General features: G+C 60.4%; 12 protein-coding genes. 8 read left to right on the top strand and 4 right to left on the bottom strand.

Features of this window, described 5'->3' with window-relative positions:
* Window positions 1-3 precede the first annotated feature (3 nt).
* Together H6B31_RS09910 and H6B31_RS09905 are read right to left on the bottom strand one after the other, a co-directional pair.
* Window positions 4-1,260 carry a PBSX family phage terminase large subunit gene (locus H6B31_RS09910; protein ID WP_204898367.1) on the bottom strand — a complete coding sequence of 419 codons (1,257 nt, stop codon included), beginning with the start codon at window positions 1,258-1,260 and terminating at the stop codon, window positions 4-6.
* Window positions 1,257-1,556 carry an XRE family transcriptional regulator gene (locus H6B31_RS09905; protein ID WP_346014064.1) on the bottom strand — a complete coding sequence of 100 codons (300 nt, stop codon included), beginning with the start codon at window positions 1,554-1,556 and terminating at the stop codon, window positions 1,257-1,259. Before H6B31_RS09905 ends, H6B31_RS09910 begins: the two co-directional genes overlap by 4 nt.
* A 234-nt stretch (window positions 1,557-1,790) precedes the next feature.
* Here H6B31_RS09905 and H6B31_RS09900 point away from each other — a divergent pair, with 234 nt between their 5' ends.
* The 8 genes from H6B31_RS09900 (at window position 1,791) to H6B31_RS09865 (ending at window position 13,497) form a co-directional block, all read left to right on the top strand.
* A complete protein-coding gene (locus tag H6B31_RS09900; protein ID WP_204898365.1) occupies window positions 1,791-2,945 on the top strand; it encodes a D-alanyl-D-alanine carboxypeptidase family protein in 1,155 nt (384 codons plus the stop codon).
* 223 nt (window positions 2,946-3,168) lie between these two features.
* Window positions 3,169-5,241 carry a 1,4-alpha-glucan branching protein GlgB gene (gene glgB, locus H6B31_RS09895; protein WP_243418978.1) on the top strand — a complete coding sequence of 691 codons (2,073 nt, stop codon included), beginning with the start codon at window positions 3,169-3,171 and terminating at the stop codon, window positions 5,239-5,241.
* A gap of 57 nt (window positions 5,242-5,298) precedes the next feature.
* On the top strand, window positions 5,299-6,507 hold the full coding sequence (locus H6B31_RS09890) for a glucose-1-phosphate adenylyltransferase (protein ID WP_204898364.1): 1,209 nt from the start codon (window positions 5,299-5,301) through the stop codon (window positions 6,505-6,507).
* On the top strand, window positions 6,504-7,616 hold the full coding sequence (gene glgD, locus H6B31_RS09885; RefSeq protein WP_087289611.1) for a glucose-1-phosphate adenylyltransferase subunit GlgD: 1,113 nt from the start codon (window positions 6,504-6,506) through the stop codon (window positions 7,614-7,616). The genes H6B31_RS09890 and glgD overlap by 4 nt, the downstream gene beginning before the upstream one ends.
* Before the next feature lie 94 nt (window positions 7,617-7,710).
* Window positions 7,711-9,147, top strand: a complete 1,437-nt coding sequence (glgA, locus tag H6B31_RS09880) for a glycogen synthase GlgA (RefSeq protein WP_204898363.1) — start codon at window positions 7,711-7,713, stop codon at window positions 9,145-9,147.
* Between the two features lie 216 nt (window positions 9,148-9,363).
* Complete coding sequence (locus tag H6B31_RS09875) at window positions 9,364-11,799, top strand: glycogen/starch/alpha-glucan phosphorylase (RefSeq protein ID WP_204898362.1); 2,436 nt, start codon at window positions 9,364-9,366, stop codon at window positions 11,797-11,799.
* 120 nt (window positions 11,800-11,919) lie between these two features.
* Window positions 11,920-12,357 carry a ribose 5-phosphate isomerase B gene (gene rpiB, locus H6B31_RS09870; protein ID WP_087289608.1) on the top strand — a complete coding sequence of 146 codons (438 nt, stop codon included), beginning with the start codon at window positions 11,920-11,922 and terminating at the stop codon, window positions 12,355-12,357.
* Window positions 12,358-12,999: 642 nt separating this feature from the next.
* Entirely contained in the window at window positions 13,000-13,497 is a 498-nt protein-coding gene (locus H6B31_RS09865) for a hypothetical protein (protein ID WP_204898361.1), read from the top strand.
* Window positions 13,498-13,579: 82 nt separating this feature from the next.
* On the opposite strand, the gene H6B31_RS09860 is transcribed toward H6B31_RS09865, so the two are convergent.
* Both H6B31_RS09860 and H6B31_RS09855 read right to left on the bottom strand, forming a co-directional pair.
* Window positions 13,580-17,419, bottom strand: coding sequence for an S-layer homology domain-containing protein (locus H6B31_RS09860; RefSeq protein WP_204898360.1), 3,840 nt, complete (start codon window positions 17,417-17,419; stop codon window positions 13,580-13,582).
* Between the two features lie 321 nt (window positions 17,420-17,740).
* Window positions 17,741-18,873 (bottom strand): S1C family serine protease (locus H6B31_RS09855; RefSeq protein WP_204898359.1); only part of this gene is annotated, 1,133 nt, incomplete at its 5' end.

Raw genomic sequence — 18,873 nt, 5'->3', positions numbered from 1 at the left:
TCGTTAAATGGAAGCCCGCTCTACACTTCCGGCAAAGAAACTTCCGCCATTCTTTGCCGCCACCGTGGCGGCAAAGTAACGGATATCGTCCATAGCGTGGTCATTGGATTTGACCACCCGGTCGCCGCCGGTGCCGGAGGTGTCCCAGCAGTACAGCCCGAACTCCCGGATGGCGTCCCGACAGGGGGCGCAGATGACGATTTTCCCCGCCCGCAGCAGCTCCGCCGTGGTGCGGATGCCGGAGAGCACGTCGTTTTTGGCCCGAACCACCGGCCACCCCTGCCGCCGGAGCAGCTCCAGAAAGCTGGCGGCGGAGGGGTCCACCACCACGCCCTGGATCTTCCGTCCGCCCGCCAGCGCGGCCAGGTCCTGGGCGTACTCACCGTCTGTCTTCTGCCGCCGCTCCCTCCGGGAGTCGTAGTAAAACTCCGCCGCCCGGTACCAAACTCCGCCTTTTCTGCCCCAAAGGCCCATGGAGGTGGGGTTCACCGTCCCGTAGTCACAGGAGATGTACCAGGGCCCGCCCAGCCCCTCCGGCGCCTCCCGCACCAGCTCCGGCCCGAAGAAGTCGTAGATGAGACCCTCCGCCTGGGCCCACTCCCCCAGAATAAACCGGCGGTAGAAGGCCCCCTGAAACATGGCCTCGTACCGCCGGATGGTCTCCCGGGACAGTCCGGGGTTGTCCTCCATGGTGAAGGACAGCCGCAGCACGTTTTTCTCCCGGGCCTTCTGGACCCACTCCTGATAGAACCAGTGGGCGGGGCTCTCCGGGTTGCAGGAGAACCACAGCCGGCTCCCCTCCACTGAGCACCGGGCGCACACCTGCTCCACAAAGGAGCGGGGCATCAGCGCCGCCTCGTCCAGCAGGGCCCCCGCCAGGGTGATCCCCTGGACCAGAGCGGCGGACCGCTCATCCAGCCCGCCGAACAGATAGAAGGTATTGCGCCGCCTTCCCAGAGATATGTCGATCCGGTTCTGGGACAGCCGCTCCCGGATCTGAAACCCCATCTCCCGCAGAATGGGCCGCAGCTCCTGCCACAGATTCCGCCGCACCGCCGGCACGGACTTGCCGCACAGGGCGAAGCTCTTTTGAACGAAGCAGGTCATAGCCCAGCAGAAGAAGGACAGTCCGGTGCATAACGTCTTGCCGCTGCGTACCGCCCCCTCGCACAAGATGGCGTCATAGCCGCTGTCCGGGGAGGAGGGCCGCCACCAGGTGAGCACCCGCCGCTGCTTTTTGGAAAACTTCAGGGGTCTCACGCCTCCGGCTCCTCCATTCTCTGCAAAAACTGCTCCAGCTGCTCCTCCCCGCTGGGTCCGCTCAGCTCCAGCAGCCGCTCCAAAGCCCGCATCCGGTCGGTGAATTTCATCTCCACCGTCCCCGCCCCGCTGCGCCGGAACTCGGTGAGGGCGGACAGATCCAGCCGCCCGATGGCGTCCCGCTCCTCCTCCGGAAGGTAGGCCAGCTTGACGGCGTCATTGACCTTGGCGCAGGCCAGCTTTCCCATCTGCTCCAGCAGTGCCTCCCGGTCCAGAGCCCTCTTGTCTCTCTTCACCATATCCCTCCTCACCCCGGGCGGGCAGAGGGGAAAAGTTGTACGTTTCCGTCCCAATAAGAAATTTTTCTCCCGCCACGGCGGAATTTTACAAAAAAATCGCACATCCTGGATTATGGTAAAGGGCGTGTGATGCCGGAAATCAAAAATTTACCGGCCTCCCGCCGGGTATAGAAGGTTCTTCGCCTCCACATCCTGAATCCACAAGACCAAGAAACGGGAGGCGTTTGTTCCATGAAGCGAATTTGTGCCCTGCTGCTGACGGCGGCTCTGCTCACCGGCCCCGCGGCGGCGGCCGGGGAGACGGCGGAAGCGGCCCAGCCGGCCCTGGACCTCTCCGCCGCCTCCGCGGTGCTGATGGAAAAGGAGACCGGGACCCTACTCTACGAAAAGGCGTCCCACGAAAAACTGGAACCGGCCAGCGTCACCAAGGTGATGACCCTGCTGCTCATCTTCGAGGCCCTGGACAGCGGCCGCATCGCCAAGGAGAACGTGGTCACCGTCTCCGCCTATGCCGCTGGCATGGGCGGCTCCCAGGTTTACCTGAAAGAGGGGGAACAGATGACGGTGGGGGAGCTGGTGAAGTGCATTACTGTGGTCTCGGGCAACGACGCCGCCGTGGCCATGGCGGAGTACCTGGCGGGGAGCGAGACCGCCTTTGTGGAGCAGATGAACCGGCGTGCTCAGGAGCTGGGAATGGGGGACACCACCTTCCTCAACTGCACCGGTCTGCCCGCCCAGGGCCATGTGACTTCTGCCCATGACATCGCCCTCATGTCCCGGGAGCTGGTGCTCAATCACCCCGGTATCCGGGAGTACACCACCATCTGGATGGACTCCATCCGGAACGGGGCCTTCGGGCTGACCAACACCAATCGCCTGGTCCGCTTCTATCAGGGGGCCACCGGCCTGAAGACCGGCTCCACCGACTCCGCCCTCTACTGCATGTCGGCCACGGCGGAGCGGGACGGTATGGAGCTCATTGCCGTGGTGATGAAGTCCCCCACCTCCGCCGACCGCTTTGAGGACGCCAAGGCCCTGCTGGACTACGGCTTCGCCTCCTACACTCTGGTCAGCGTATACCCGGACTCCCCCCTGGCCCCCATCCCGGTGCTGCTGGGCGAGCAGGGACAGGTCCAGCCCCAGCTGGCGCGGGAGTGCCGCCTGCTGGTCCGGAAGGGCCAGGAGGGGCAGATTTCCACCAAGGTCACCCTGGCCCAGGATCTGGCCGCCCCGGTGGAACAGGGGCAGACCGTGGGAGAGATGGAGGTCTCTCTGGACGGCCAGGTGCGGGACGCCGTCCCCATCCTCTCCGCCCAGGGGGTGGAACGGCTCACAATTCCCAAGATTTTCTCCCGGCTTCTGGAAGAGATGCTCATGGCCGGATAAGTCAAAATGAAATATGTCCCGCCGCGCGGCTTTTCTGTGAAAAACGGCGCGGCGGGACATTGCCCTGTATATTCAGCTCTATAAAATTCCATTTCACACCCTTTTGACTTGACGGTGTGAAACGCGTGTTGTATAATTTATATAAATATCAGGGATCTCGGTTTTGCACACTTGTCATTTTAGACGCAAAATCGGCTGATCTGATAGGAATGAGGTGATCTCATTGGTCAATTATCATGGAAAACTATCCGAATATGACCTGTTTTTAGAGTTGGAAGCCTTCTCGGAGGGGCGCAGCTGCCACGCATGGCGGTGTTTTGGGGCCCACGCCGACGAGGTGGACGGCCAGAGCGGCTGCACCTTCCGGGTGTGGGCGCCCAACGCCAAGCAGGTGTGCGTCTTCGGAGATTTCAACGGATGGGATGAGACCGCCGCTCCCCTGGAAAAGGTGGAGGGCGGGATCTGGCAGGGATTCATTCCCGGCCTGAAGCGCTATGATACCTATAAGTATGCCATCCAGGGGCCAGACGGCAAGGTGGTGGCCAAGGCCGACCCCTACGCCTTCCACGCGGAGACCCGTCCGGGCAACGCCTCCAAGATCTACGAGTTGGACGAGTACCCCTGGGGGGACAAGAGCTGGCTGGAGTACCGGGCCAAGAATCCCCCGTACCGCCGGCCCATGAACATCTACGAGTGCCACCTGGGCTCCTGGCGGCGCACCGGCGAGGGGGAGTTCCTATCCTACCGGGACACCGCCCACTACCTGGTCCCCTATGTAAAGGAGATGGGCTACACCCATGTGGAGCTGCTCCCGGTGATGGAGCACCCCTTGGATGCCTCCTGGGGCTACCAGGTCACCGGCTACTTTGCCGCCACCAGCCGGTTCGGCACCCCCGACGATCTCAAATACCTCATCGACCAGCTGCACCAGGCGGGCGTGGGCGTGATTCTGGACTGGGTCCCCGCTCACTTCCCCCGGGATGCCTTCGGCCTGTATCACTTCGACGGCACTCCCACCTATGAGTACTCCGACCCCCGAAAGGGGGAGCACCCCGACTGGGGCACTCAGGTCTTTGATCTGGGCCGGAACGAGGTGCGCTCCTTCCTGTTCTCCAACGCCATGTTCTGGCTGGAGGAGTACCACGCCGACGGCCTGCGGGTGGACGCGGTATCCTCCATGCTCTATCTGGACTACGGCCGTCAGGACGGAGCCTGGATGCCCAATATCCACGGCGGCAAAGAGAACCTGGAGGCCATCGAGTTCTTCCAGAAGCTGAACACCACCATCTTCGCCGCCCACCCGGACGTGCTGATGATTGCCGAGGAATCCACTGCCTGGCCCAAGGTGACCTATCCGGTGGACGACGGCGGCCTGGGCTTCAACTTCAAGTGGAACATGGGCTGGATGAACGACATCTGCCACTACATCAAGCTGGACCCCTATTTCCGGCAGTTCAACCACCGGGACATCACCTTCTCCCTCATGTATGCCTTTTCGGAGAACTATATCCTGCCCCTGTCCCACGACGAGGTGGTCCACATGAAGGGTTCCTTCCTGGGCAAGATGCCCGGGGACAACCCGGAGAAGTTCGCCGGCGTCCGGGCCTTCTACACCTATATGCTCACCCACCCCGGCAAGAAGCTCTCCTTCATGGGGGCGGAGATCGGCCAGTGGAACGAGTGGCACTACGAGTACTCTCTGGACTGGCACCTGCTCCAGTACGAGCCCCACAAAAAGCTCCACGCCTTCTTCAAGGCGGCCAACGCCCTCTATCTGGCCGAGTCCCCCCTGTGGGAGCAGGACGACTCCTGGCAGGGCTTCCAGTGGCTGTGCGCCGACGACAACAAGGCCGACACCGTGGCCTTCCTGCGCTGGGACCGGGAGGGCAAACCGCTCATCGTGGTTTGCAACTTCTCCCCCGTCCACCGGAAGGGCTACTATGTAGGCGCCCCCTTCGCGGGCACCTGGGCCCCCATCTTCAACACCGACGCCGAGGAGTTCGGCGGCAGCGGCCTGGGAGACACCGCCCCCCTCAAGACGGTGAACACCCCCTGCCACGACCAGGAGCAGGCATTGTCCATCGACCTGCCCCCCATGTCGGCAGTGATCTACCGCTGCACCCACCGCAATCCCGTGCGGAAAAAGAAGGACTCCAGCAAGGAGGCCGCCGAAAAGAAGACCTCCTCTAAGGCCAAAAAGGCGGGGGAGGGTGGAAAATCCGCCGCAGCCAAGACGGCCGCCCGGAAATCCAAGGCTGCGGCCCGGCCCGGACCCAAGGCCAAATCGGAAACCTGAATCCAGCGTGCACCTCCCATCTGGGGGAGTTTACACTACATCAGAGGTGAACGACATATGAAAAAAGAAGTTGTGGCCATGCTGTTGGCGGGCGGACAGGGCAGCCGGCTCTACGCCCTCACCAGCCAGGTGGCCAAGCCCGCCGTCCCATTCGGCGGGAAGTACCGCATCATTGACTTTCCCCTGTCCAACTGCGTCAACTCCGGCATCGACACCGTGGGCGTGCTCACCCAGTACCGCCCCCTGGAGCTGAACAGCTACATCGGCTCCGGCCAGCCCTGGGACCTGGACCGGTCCGACGGCGGCGTGCACATCCTCCCCCCCTACATGCGGGAGGGCGATCAGGGCACCTGGTACAAGGGCACCGCCAACGCCATCTATCAGAACATCGGCTTCCTGGACCTGTACGACCCGGACTATGTGGTCATACTCTCCGGCGACCACATCTATAAGATGGACTACTCCGACATGGTGGCCCAGCACAAGAAGACCGAGGCCGCCTGCACCATCTCCGTGCTGGAGGTGACCCTGGAGGAGGCCAAGCGCTTCGGCATTATGAACGCCAACGAGGACGGCCAGGTCTACGAGTTTGAGGAGAAGCCTCAGCACCCCAAGAGCACCCTGGCCTCCATGGGCATCTATGTCTTCACCTGGTCCAAGCTGCGTCAGTACCTCATCGACGACGAGGCCGACCCCAACTCCTCCAACGACTTCGGCAAGAACATCATCCCCAATATGCTCGCCGCCGGCGAGAAGCTGATGACTTACCGCTTCTCCGGCTATTGGAAGGACGTGGGCACCATCAACTCCCTGTGGGATGCCAACATGGACATGCTGGCCCCCCACAGCGGCATCGACCTGTATGATCCCAGCTGGCCCATCTACGCCCGTAGCCCCATCAAGCCCCCCCATGTCACCGGCCCCAACGCCCAGATCTCCCACTCTCTGGTCACCGGCGGCTGCCAGGTGGACGGCTCGGTGGAAAACTCGGTGCTCTTCCACTCCGTCACGGTGGAGGAAGGAGCCGACGTCCAGTATTCCATCCTCATGCCCGGCGCAGTGGTGAAGAAGGGGGCCGTTGTGGCCTACGCCATTGTGGCGGAGAACGCCGTCATCGGGGAGGAGGCCACCATCGGCGCGCCTCCCAGCGAGGACCCGGACTGGGGCATTGCCGTGGTAGGCGGCGGCGTTGCCATCGGAGACAAGGCGGTTGTGAAGCCAAGCGCCATGATCCGGGAAGATGTGAAAGGAGGTGAGCAGGCATGAACGACCTGCACGGCATCATTTTTGCGTACCGGTCCGACGCCAACCTGGGGGAGCTGACCCGTCCCCGGAACACCTGCTCCCTGCCCTTCGGCGGGCGGTACCGCCTGGTGGACTTCATGCTCTCCAACTATGTCAACGCCGGCATCACCGACGTGGGCATCATTGTACATCAGAGCTATCAGTCCCTGCTGGACCACGTGGGCTCCGGTAAGGATTGGGAGCTGTCCCGCCGCCACGGCGGCCTGCGCATCCTGCCCCCCTTCGGCTATGCGGAGCGGGGCGGCGAGTACCGGGGCAACATGGACGCCCTGGCCGGCGTGGCCGACTATCTGGAAAACATCCGCCAGGAGTATGTGATTCTGGCCTGGGGTGACATGGCGGTGAACCTGCCGGTGGCCGAGGTGCTCCAGCAGCACATCGACACCGGGGCCGATGTGACCATGGTGTGCACCCCCACCCTGAAGGGTGCTCCCCGCTTCTCCGAGTACGTGGAGGTGGATGAGGAGGGCCGGGTCACCGACCTGTCCGTCCACCCGGTGGCCGCGGACAAGACGCTGGAGAGCCTGGAGGTCTACATCCTCTCCAAGAAGCTGCTGCTGGATATGGTGGACTACTGCGCCGCCCATGACATCATCAACTTCAGCCGCGGCGTGCTCCAGCCCCGTCTGAAGACCCTGAAGCTCATGTCCTACGTGCACCAGGGCTATGTGGCCCGCTTCCAGTCAGTGAGCGGTTACTTCGAGCGCTCCATGGACCTGCTGGACCCCGCCGTGCGGGACGACCTGTTCAACCCCGCCCGGCCCATCCGCACCAAGGACCGCTCCAGTCCCTCCACCTACTACGGCCCCGACGCCAAGTCCATCCACTCCCTGGTGGCCGACGGCTGCCTCATCGAGGGCGAGGTGGAGAACTCCATCGTCTCCCGCCACGTGGTCATCGAGAAGGGCGCCAAGGTGTCCAACTGTGTGCTGATGCAGGGCACCGTGGTCAAGAGCGGCGCCTCTCTGTCCTATGTGATCACCGACAAGGACGTCACCGTCAACCAGGACCGCATGCTGATGGGCCATCTCACCTATCCTCTGGCCATCGCCAAGGGCTCCGTGGTGTAATCCTACATTGTTCCCGCCGGGGAGGCGGTGCAGTTCCTGCCCTGTCCCCCCGGCGGTCTCGTCTGTAAATTTGTCTGGAGAAAGGGGTCTTACTATGAAAATCCTGTTTGCCGCCTCGGAAGCGGTGCCCTTCATCAAAACCGGCGGTCTGGCCGATGTGGCCGGCTCCCTGCCCAAAGCTCTGGCCCAGGCCGGCCATGAGGTCAAGGTTATTCTCCCCCTGTACGAGGGCGTCAGCGGGGAGTGGCGCAGCCAGATGACCTTCCTGAAGTATTTCAACGTCACGCTGTCCTGGCGGCAGGTGTACTGCGGCATCTTCCAGCTGGAGCGGGACGGGGTCACCTACTGGTTTGTGGACAACGAGTACTACTTCAAGCGCTGGCAGATGTATGGCCACTTCGACGACTGCGAGCGGTTCGCCTACTTCTCCCGGGCCGTCATCGAGACGCCGGGACAGCTGGACTGGTGGCCCGACATCATCCACTGCAACGACTGGCAGACCGCCCTGGTACCCGTCTACCTGCTGGAGGACAAGTACCGCATCCCCCAGCTGGGCAACGCCAAGAGCGTGTTCACCATCCACAACATTGAGTATCAGGGCCGTTACGGCGACCAGGTTCTGGAGGATGTCATCGGTCTGGGCCGCAACTACTTCAACGAGGGGATGCTGGCCTTCCACGGAGATGTGAACCTGATGAAGGGCGCCATCATGGCCTCCACCTATGTGACCACCGTGTCGCCCACCTACGCTCAGGAGCTGCGTATGCCCTTCTATGCCCACGGCATGGACGCGGTCATCAACCAGCAGAGCGGCAAGCTCCAGGGCATCCTCAACGGCATTGACATGGCCCTCTACGATCCGGCCAAGAAGCCCGGCCTGGCGGCCAACTTCACCGCCAAGAACCCCGCCAAGGGCAAGACCGCCTGCAAGCTGGCCCTCCAGAAGGCGGTGGGCCTGCGGGAGGACGAATCCGCCCCCATTATCGCCTGCGTCTCCCGTCTGGTGGGCCACAAGGGCTTCTCTCTGGTCACCGACGTGCTCCACCAGATCATGGAGATGAATGTGCAGATGGTGGTGCTGGGTACCGGCGACTGGCAGTACGAGGAGGCCTTCCGCAACGCTCAGCGCCAGTATCCCGGCCGCTTCTCCGCCCAGATCACCTACTCCGCCCCCCTCTCCGACATGATCTATGCCGGCGCCGACATCTTCCTCATGCCCTCCATCAGCGAGCCCTGCGGCCTGAGCCAGATGATCGCCATGCGCTTCGGCACCGTGCCCGTGGTCCGGGAGACCGGCGGCCTGAAGGACACCGTCCTGCCCTACAACAAGTTCGAGGGCACCGGTCGCGGCTTTACCTTCTCGGATATCAACGCCGGGGATATGCTCTGGGTCATCCGGGAGGCTGTGGATCTGTACCACAACAACAAGGAGGCCTGGCGCGGCCTGCAGAAGGAAGGCATGACCGCCGATTTCAGCTGGGATCACTCCGCCCAGGAATACATCGATATTTACCAGCGCATTTCCGGCTGAGGCCGGTCTCCAAAGCCCTCCGCTCCGGCGGAGGGCTTTCCATTTCCCAATGCCGGGAGCCCTTGTCAAAACAGCATGGAACCGGGAAAATCCTCCCCGCTTTTGCACTCTTCTGTACATTGACGCTCCCTGGAAAATCTGATACAATATCACCGGGTAGGGAAAAATCTTTCCAATTCCCTTTGATTTGATTTTGTGAAACGGGAGGCATTCCGAATGGCTGAATATACCAAGGCCCAGCTTACCGAGATGATCGTCGGCAAGCTCCGCCGCAACTTTGGGCGCGACGTGGATGACGCCACCCCCAACCATATGTTCAAGGCCTGCGCACTGGTGCTCCGTGACATCATGTCCAGCCACCAGATGGAGACAGGCAATCAGGTGTGGGAGGGCCAGCAGCGCCAGGTCCACTACCTGTCTCTGGAATTTCTGATGGGCCGTTCCCTGGAAAAGAACGCCTACAATCTGGGCCTTCTGGATACCCTGAAGGACACGCTGGAGGACCTGGGCTTCTCTGCCTCCGACCTGTTTGAGAAGGAGCCGGACGCCGGCCTGGGCAACGGCGGCCTGGGCCGTCTGGCCGCCTGCTACCTGGACTCCATGACCACCCTGGAGATCCCCGCTACCGGCTATACCATCTGCTACGAGCTGGGCATCTTCAAGCAGAAGATCGTGGACGGCAAGCAGGTGGAGCAGGCCGACAACTGGCTGGGCCTGGGCGACGCCTGGCTCATCCCCAAGGTGGACGAGACCGAGGAGGTCCGCTTCGGCGGCAAGGTGGTGGACCACTGGGACGAGCGGGGGGTCAATCACCCGGAGCACGTGGGCTACACCACCGTCCTGGCCATCCCCCGGGACATGGAGATCGCCGGCTATAAGACCCGCCACACCAACACCCTGCGTCTGTGGGACGCCAAGAGCCCTGTCCCTGTGGATATGAGCTACTACTCCCGGGGCGAGTATCTGAAGGCGGTGGAGCAGCAGGCCATGGCCGAGGTCATCGCCAAGGTGCTCTACCCCGACGACAACCACTACGAGGGTAAGTCCCTGCGCCTGAAGCAGCAGTATTTCTTTGTCTCCGCCACCGTCCAGTCTATCGTGCGTCAGCACCGGGCCCAGTACGGCACCCTGCGGAACTTCCACGAGAAGCACGTCATCCAGATCAACGACACCCACCCCACCCTGGTGATTCCCGAGCTCATGCGGATTCTCCTGGACGTGGAGGGTTACAGCTGGAACGACGCCTGGAACATCGTCACCCACACGGTGGCCTACACCAACCACACCGTCCTGGCCGAGGCCCTGGAGCGCTGGCCCCAGGGGCTCATTGAGAACCTCCTGCCCCGTATCTGGCAGATTTTGAAGGAGATCGCCGCCCGGTATCAGCGCACACTGGAGCAGCACTTCCACGGCGACCAGAGCAAGGTCTCCAAGATGGCCATTATCTGGAACGGCGAGGTGCGCATGGCCAACCTGTGCGTGTGCGCCTGTTACGCGGTGAATGGCGTATCCGCCCTCCACTCGGAGATTTTGAAGCAGGATGTGTTCCACGACGCCTATACCATGCGTCCGGAGCAGTTCAAGAACGTCACCAACGGTGTGGACCACCGCCGCTGGCTGTCCCAGATCAACCCCAAGCTGGACGCCCTGGTGAAGGAGTGCACCGGTGGGGACGACTACCTGCTCCACCCGGAGGCCATCCGCGGCCTGGAGAAGTACAAGGACGACCAGAGCGTCCTGGCCCAGCTGGAGGCCATCAAGAAGGAGAATAAGCGCCGCTTCGCCGCCTACGTGGCCCGGGAGTCCGGCGTGCAGCTGAACACCGACGCCGTCTTTGATGTGCAGGTGAAGCGCCTCCACGAGTACAAGCGGCAGCTTCTGAACGTGCTGCACATCATCCACCTGTACAACCAGCTGCGGGATAACCCCAACATGGAGTTCACTCCCCAGACCTTCCTCTTCGGCGCCAAGGCGGCCCCCGGCTACCACGTGGCCAAGAAGATCATCCAGCTCATCAACTCCCTGTCCGCCCAGATCAACGCCGACCCCATCTGCAAGGATAAGCTCCAGGTGGTCTTTTTAGAGAACTACCGGGTCTCTCTGGCGGAGAAGCTCATGCCCGCCTCTGAGATCAGCGAGCAGATCTCCACCGCCGGCAAGGAGGCCAGCGGCACCGGCAACATGAAGTTCATGATGAACGGCGCCCTGACCATCGGCACCCTGGACGGCGCCAACGTGGAGATGCACCAGCAGCTGGGCGACGAGAATATCTTCCTCTTCGGCCTCACCGCCGATCAGGTGGTTCAGCTGAAGAACCAGGGCTATATCCCCGCCAACTATTACAACAGCAATCCGGCCATCAAGCGGGTGCTGGATCAGATCCGCGCCGGCTTCGGCGACGGTGTAGACTACAACGACATTGCCGACCGGCTCCTGGTGGGTGCGGGCGGCAGCCCGGCCGACGAGTACCTGCTCCTGGCCGACTTTGACAGCTACTGCCAGGCCCACCGCCGCGCCATTGAGACTTACGCCGACCGCAAGCTCTGGAACCAGATGTCCCTCATCAACATCGCCCGTTCCGGCATCTTCGCCGCCGACCGGTCCATCCGGGATTACGCCGGCGATATCTGGCACGTACCCACCCGTCTGTAATAAAAGCGCCCGCCGCACACCCGTGCGGCGGGCTTCTTTTCCCCTTGCAAAATGGTGAAAAATGAAATAAAATGAAGGGGAACATGATCCCCGTTTTGTTTTGTAGAGGAGGAATAACATATGATTTCCATTGCGTCGGATCACGGCGGTTACCGTTTAAAAGAGCACATCAAGGCCTATCTCACCGCCAAGGGCCTCAGCGTTCTGGACTGCGGCTGTGACAGCGAGGAGAGTTGCGACTACCCCGTTTTCGGCAAGGCGGCGGCCCAGGCCGTGGCGGACGGCCGGTGCGAGAAGGGCATTGTCATCTGCACCACCGGCATCGGCATCTCCATCTCTGCCAACAAGGTGAAGGGGGTCCGGTGCGCCCTGTGCGGCGACCCCTACTCCGCCGAGATGACCCGCCGCCACAACGACGCCAACATGCTGGCCATGGGTGCCGGGATCATCGGTCCCAACATGGCCGAGCGCATTGTAGACGTATTTCTGAACACCCAGTTTGAGGGCGGCCGCCACGCCCGCCGGGTGGGCCTGATGATGGACATCGAGAAGGAATAGAGCAGTTCCTTTCTTTGAAAAAGAAAGGAACCAAAGAAATTTTATGCAAAACTGCGTTTCGCCTCTGTGTGTTAAGGGACAGGTTCCAGACCTGTCCCTTTTCTTGTATATAGAGCCGTTTGTAATTGTGCCGTAGGGGCGCACACTGTGCGCCCGCCGTTTTTCGCCCACAATCCCCGTAGGGGCGGGTGTCCTCACCCGCCCCAGAGAATTTCTCTCTGCAGGGGCGGCTATCAGCCGCCCGAAAACCTTTCCCCAGGGAGAAGGCGGCCCGAAGAGCCGGATGAGGGGGCAGGTTCCAGCTTTTGTAGGGCGCGACGACTCGGCGCGCCGCCCGGGGGCTTACCTCGTCTCCATCGTAGGGGCGGCACACCGAGCCTCCCGCCCCCCAAACAGACGCACTCCGCCCTGATTCCCAATATATGTATTCAAACGTCCCACAAAGGGGCACATTCCTCCTTATTTGAGCAGACCCAAAGCCTCCCTTGTAAAAGGGAGGGGGACCGCCGAAGGCGGTGGAGGGATTCTATTTCCCACACAGAGCCCGAAAGACAGAATCCCCCAGTCACCGCCTGACGGCGGCGACTGCCCCCTTTCACAAGAGGGCCATTGCTCCAACCAAAATAAGGAGGAATTTATACTATGGCAACCAATCAAACGGCCAATTATCAGCTGAACCAGTGGGAGCCCACCGACCAGGTTTTACGCACCGATTTCAACGCCGACAACGTCAAGCTGGATGCGGCGATAGCAGAGTTGGAGAGCGGGAAAGCCGACCAGAGCGCACTCAGTGCGCTGTCTTCTACAGTCGCATCGCTCTCTCTCAACCTGACTAAACTCACATTCGGCTCCTATGTCGGAAATGATGCGGCGTCCCGTACCATCTCCCTCGGCTTCACCCCAAAAGCGGTGCTGGTCTTTACCAGCTTTGGTGCGGTCTATGACGGCTTGGAATATGCCTCCTGTCATTACGGTGGTCTGGCTTCCACTGGGCGGCCCATCCAGTCTAAGACCTCGGAAAAAATGGTCCTGCAGGTAGCTTCCAATGGCTTCACGGTGGCCTATGAGTCCTCCGCCTCTGGAGACCGGATCTTGACCAACGAAACCGGAGTCACATACTATTACATCGCGTTTACCTAAAACATGAGAATAATAGGAGCCCCCGGACCAATTAGATCCGGGGGCTCCTTAATTGTTGTACTATAGAGACTCTAAGAGAAACTTAGGCCTCGACTGCCTTCAGGCCAGCATCCGCCGCACCCGCAGCATTGGAAACAACGATCTTGTAGGTGTTAATGTTCTTTACACCATTAGCAACACTTACGATGTTGTTCACAGTAAACTCATTCGTTGTGCTGTCAGGAGCCGCAGTAATGGTATAAGTAGCGCTCATGCCATCATCGGCAACTTTCCAGGTACCAGTCAGGCCGGCACTGCCGGTCTCACCGGCCTTGTCAGCAGTGACTTTCTCAGAGAAGTAAACGGTGATAACGTCGTTAGCATTGATGAGTCCATCACCCAACTTGTCGAGGGTAAGCTCAACGCGGGTAATAGTGGGCGCTGCGACTTCCTCAATGGAGCCAACAGCCAGCGTTTCATTGCCCTTAACCGTGATATTCGCGGTAGCAGTGGTCTGAGAATTGTCGTTCTTGAAGATAAACTCCGCACCGTTGGTCAGAGTAATCTTCAGACCAGTCTCACTGGTGTTGCTGACAGCGGGGTTGATGGTGGCAGTCAGGAGGACCTGAGCACCATCAGTCAGGTTAGCTTTCCGGCTAGCGGTAACAGTCAGGGTCGTATCCTTGAAAGCCCCATTGTACCCGGACTTCAGCTCGCTGAGCTTGGTAGCAGTACCAATCTCAGTAATAGTGTAGGTCTCATTCAGACCGTCAGTGACAGTCAGATCCACGACCACAGCAGCGTCGTCAGTTACCGTGGCACCACCATCAAAGGAAGCTACATCGATCTCCTTGCCACTGCTCAGAGCATAGGTGTCACTCTTCAGAGTGGTGTTGCCCTGCTTCACAGTGTAGTTCACGGTGCTGGTGTTGTCGGTGGTATTCAGCGCGATGTCGTTCAGAGCAGTGGCGCCCACGGCGACCTCATCGGGAGCGGTATCCTTCACAGGCACGTTGCCGGTGTAGGAAACCTTCACCTTGTCGTAGGTGATACCGGTCTCCTCATAGGTGACCTCGTCAGCCGCAGTCAGGCCAGTGCCGACAATGTTGCCAATGCCGCTGGTCTGGTTGGCACGGATCACCACAGTACCGTTGTCAATGAAGACCCCGTTGCTGTAAACGTTGAAGGAGACGGTAGCCTTCGCACTGGCGGGGATGTGGCTGGGGCGCACGAAGTCAGTGATACGGGCAGAGATATTGCCATTGTTGGCGGCAGCAATGCTGTAGCTGTAGTTGGCAGCCTCGCCCTGACCGCCGCCATTGGCAGCGTCGCCGTTAGGATCGGGGTTGACAACCAGGATCAGCTTGGCCACAGGAGCGGCCTCGTCGTTGTCGTCCACGTTCAGGATGTAGACAGCGCTGGTCTCAGCATCCTTCGGGTTGTTGGCGTCCACCACGTTGATGTCGCCCAGGTCGCCGATGGAAACGGTATCCACATCGTCGTTCTCGTCGTTCAGGTTGACAACGACCACCAGGGACTCGTCGTTCAGATAGGTGAAGCGCTCGTGAGCAACCTCGTGCTTGGAGGAGTCATAGCTCTTATCGCTGTTGGTGGCATTAGCCACAGTCAGGCTCTGACCCTTAGCGTAGGTGGCATAGGCGTCAGTGGCAAGGCCGTAGTTATCCAGAACCTCGTCCTCATCAACAATCTGATCGATGTCGGTCACGTTGCCGTCGCTGTCGGTCTTGAGGATCTTGTAGACACCGACCTCCAGATTATCCTGCTTATCGGCGAAGGTGAGGGTGGTCTTTTCGCCATTGATGTAGCCGGTGTAGTTCCAGACATTGCCGTTCTCGTTGTACTCCTCCTCGGCGCCGGTGCTGGTCACCAGGAAGAAGTTGTCGTTGTCCAGCTCATAGGCCACGTCGTTGGTGATGAACACCACGTCGGCCACGGTGTTGTCCTCGTCGTACACAACCCAGCCCTCAACGTCGCTCATAGTGGGCACGTTGTTGTAGCCGATGTAGGAAGTGTTGTTCCAGGCGTCCACGAACACGGTGTTGCTGTCCACATAGAAAGTACCGGTAGCGGCGCCAGCGGCCTCCTCGGTCATGCGGGCGCGGCCATTCTCAATTTTCACCTTCTGCATCTGATCCAGAGTAAATTCATGATTGCCCTTGGAATCAGTGTAGTAGGAAGAGGTCAGGTCGTAAGCGTTGCCGCTGCGGCTGTACTTGTACACGCCCAGGCCCAGCTCACCCAGCTTGTCATAATTGCCGTTCTGGTCATAGCCAGTGATGTCGTCGCCGTCCACCTCGTCGATGTCCACGGTCTCCTCAGTGCCGTCGTACTTCACGATCTTGGCGGAGTAATCGCCATAGGCGCTGTGCAGGCCCTTCACCAGGACATAGTCCTCGGCGACCTCACCAGCGTCAGCCACGGCTACCAGGCAGCCGTTGGCGTCCAGATACAGGACGACCTCATCGCCAGCGCCGGGGTTGGCAGGGGTGTTGTTCTCCAGGTCATACAGGCCCTTGTTGTCAGAGGTGTAGCCATTCAGAACAGTGTCGGTGGTGTAGGCATAGTTGTAGTTGTAGGTGGTGCCATCGATACGCAGGTAGTCGTTGGCCTTCACGGCGGAAACGGTACCCTCGACGGTCTCGGCCAGAGTCATGGCCTCGATGTCGCCGTCGGCGATGTTCACCACGACGATATCGCCGCGGGCAAACTCGGTCTCGGTGTTGAACTCACGGTTCACAGCCACGCCGTCGGGACGGGTCTTCAGGTTGACAGTGACAGTGTAGTCATTGTCATCGCTGTTAGCCTCCACACGGCTGACCTCAGCCACATAGCTGTGGATGACGGTCACGTCCACGGTCTCAGCCACGGTATCCACGAACATCTCGGTCAGGACGCCGTTACCGGTGGTCTGCCAGCGGTCGGTGTCGTTCCGATCCAGCTTGGAGCCATCCATGGTGTGAGCTTCACCGTCGATCCAGTAGGTCCAGGTGTAGTCGTTCACAGCAGCAGTGCCGGCGGAACGGTACAGATCACGCTCGGTGACCTTGGTGGTCCAGGTCTGAGTCCGATCATCCACATAGGTGCCGATCTCGTTGTCCTTGTAGGACCAGATGGAAGCGGGACGGCCGAAAGCGTCGTGATCCTTAGCCTTGGCCAGATCGCCCTGGTACAGGTCCTCGCCCAGTTCCACGATGGGCCGGCCAGCGTCGGAGTTGGCGTCGGTGGACAGCGCACCGCTGATGGACTTGGCGTAACCGGCATTGCTGGTCACATAGTTGTATTCCACGCTGCTGGCAATAGTCACGCCGCCTACGGTGATGTTGCCGCTGGTGGTAGGAGTCACCATACCGGACTCCAGGGTGTTCAGCACCAGCTGAGCCACATCGTTGCGGGTCATGGCCTGAGTCACACCGGCATCTACGCCGTCGAACAGGTCAATAGCGTTGCCCTGACGGGTGGTGGCCAGCTGCCAGTCGGTACCGAAGTCCTGATTGTACTGGAAGTAACCCAGAGCCTTCATCAGCATCAGGGCCGCCTGAGCGGTGGTCACAGTCTCGCTGCCGCCATAAGTGGTGGCACTGGTACCGGCAGTAATCCCGTTCACAAAGCAGGCAGCCACATAAGGCTCAGCCCAGCTGGGCACGTCGGTAAAGGGAGAGGTGTTTGCATAGCTGGCCACGTTATACTCCATCAGGTTGGACATAACCACAGCCATCTCATTGCGGGTGACGTTCTGATCAGGGTTGAAGTCTCCGTTCTCGTCGCCGACCATGATGCCGACAGCCTGGAGAACCTCAATGGCTTCCTGATTGTTCTCAGAAGTCACATCCGCGTAGCTCGCGGCGCTGGAGCCCATCACCATCAGGCCGGAAATCATGGCCGCGGTGAGACCCAGGCTGAGAGCACGCTTCAGGTTTCTCATTGGAATTCCTCCTTTTAAATTCAGGCAGGGGCGCCAATACCTTCCAAAATTAGCTGCCATTTGCCAACTTTTAGGAAGGAAGTATAATTCAGGAAAGCATAACGCCCCTTGCATGCTCCAAAACGTGCTCAAAACGCAAAAAAGAGGGAGAAATCCGCGGGTTTCTCCCTCAAAAAATCACCTTGGTAGACTTTTGGTAGACCGCCTCCCAAAAACAGCAAAAAGAAACCGCCGGAAACCCTTGGCGCGCAAGGCTTCCCGGCGGTAGACCTGGTAGACATTTGGTAGACCGGCAAAGAGAGAAGGGCAAAATCGGAACCATCACCGCTCTCGGTTTGGGAAGTCCGATTCAGTTTGTACCTCAAAGGAGATGGTAAGCGTCTCGCCGCTGCGCAGGATCTGGAGTGAGACAATATCTCCCGGGAGTACATCAGCTTTGGCCTGTTTCAGCTCCACAATGGTGCTGACTTCAGTGCCATTTAAAGCAGTCACCCGGTCATCCGCGCGAAGGCCGGCGGCGTAGGCGTTGCTGTTTTGTTCCACCTGGGACACCCGGAGCGTGCCGTCGCTGGAGTCCACGGTGAAGCCCAGAGCGGGCTGCCCCGCAATGAGCCAATCTGCTGTCTCTTTGACATTGGTCATGGGGATGGCAAACCCAAGCCCCTCCACGGTGTTGTCTTCGGCCACAATTTTCATGGTGGTGATGCCCACCACCTGGCCGTGGTCGTTGATAAGGGCGCCGCCGGAGTTGCCGAAGTTGATAGGCGCGCTGGTCTGAATGACTTCCATATTGACGCCGTCCACATTGACGATCCGATTCAGCGCGGAGACGATGCCCTGGGTGATGGAAGTCCGGTAGCCCAGTGGGTCTCCAATGGCCACTACCATATCTCCGCACAGTAGCTGGTCCGAGTCGCCGAATTCTGCAGGGGTCAGGCCATGGGCGTCCACTTTCAGCACCGCTACATCCGCGTCTGCGTCCGCCCCCACCAGCTTAGCCTCCAGGATGGTGTCGTCGTGAAAAGCGGCGTAGACCCGCAGGCTGTTGGCCACCACGTGGGCATTTGTGAGCAGGTAGCCGTCCGCACTCATTACGATTCCGGTTCCGGTGCTGGAGGTGCCGTCACCTTCTGCCCAGAGAGAGACAATGGAGGGGACGCACTTCTGATAGATCTCTGTTGCCGTCAGCGTGTCCTCCGGCGTGGGAGAGATGGCTACGGTCACACCGGTTCCCGTCTCCGCCCGTTCCAGGGCGGCAAAGGGGTCCTGTGTGCTGCTGGTGGTGATGATTCCGGGATCTGCCTCTGATTCCTGGGGCCACAGATAGCGCACCGCTACCGTCCCAACCGTCAGGCTCACCACCAGCACAAACAGGGTTAGAAAGGGAAAGAGCGGCCGCCTTCTGCACTTCCAGCGGCGCTTGGGCCGCAGAAGCCTGTCTCTTATACACATCT

This window comes from Pseudoflavonifractor capillosus, assembly GCF_016899775.1.
Classification (GTDB): Bacteria; Bacillota; Clostridia; order Oscillospirales; family Oscillospiraceae; genus Lawsonibacter.
This window is presented reverse-complemented; position numbering and strand designations above follow the sequence as displayed.

Excerpts from the sequence above, each read along its gene's own strand:
- glgD (WP_087289611.1), top strand. The coding sequence starts at position 6,504 with ATGAACGACCTGCACGGCATCATTTTTGCGTACCGGTCCGACGCCAAC.
- H6B31_RS09875 (WP_204898362.1), top strand. The coding sequence starts at position 9,364 with ATGGCTGAATATACCAAGGCCCAGCTTACCGAGATGATCGTCGGCAAG.
- H6B31_RS09900 (WP_204898365.1), top strand. The coding sequence starts at position 1,791 with ATGAAGCGAATTTGTGCCCTGCTGCTGACGGCGGCTCTGCTCACCGGC.
- H6B31_RS09890 (WP_204898364.1), top strand. The coding sequence starts at position 5,299 with ATGAAAAAAGAAGTTGTGGCCATGCTGTTGGCGGGCGGACAGGGCAGC.
- H6B31_RS09860 (WP_204898360.1), bottom strand. The coding sequence starts at position 17,419 with ATGAGAAACCTGAAGCGTGCTCTCAGCCTGGGTCTCACCGCGGCCATG.
- H6B31_RS09865 (WP_204898361.1), top strand. The coding sequence starts at position 13,000 with ATGGCAACCAATCAAACGGCCAATTATCAGCTGAACCAGTGGGAGCCC.
- glgA (WP_204898363.1), top strand. The coding sequence starts at position 7,711 with ATGAAAATCCTGTTTGCCGCCTCGGAAGCGGTGCCCTTCATCAAAACC.
- rpiB (WP_087289608.1), top strand. The coding sequence starts at position 11,920 with ATGATTTCCATTGCGTCGGATCACGGCGGTTACCGTTTAAAAGAGCAC.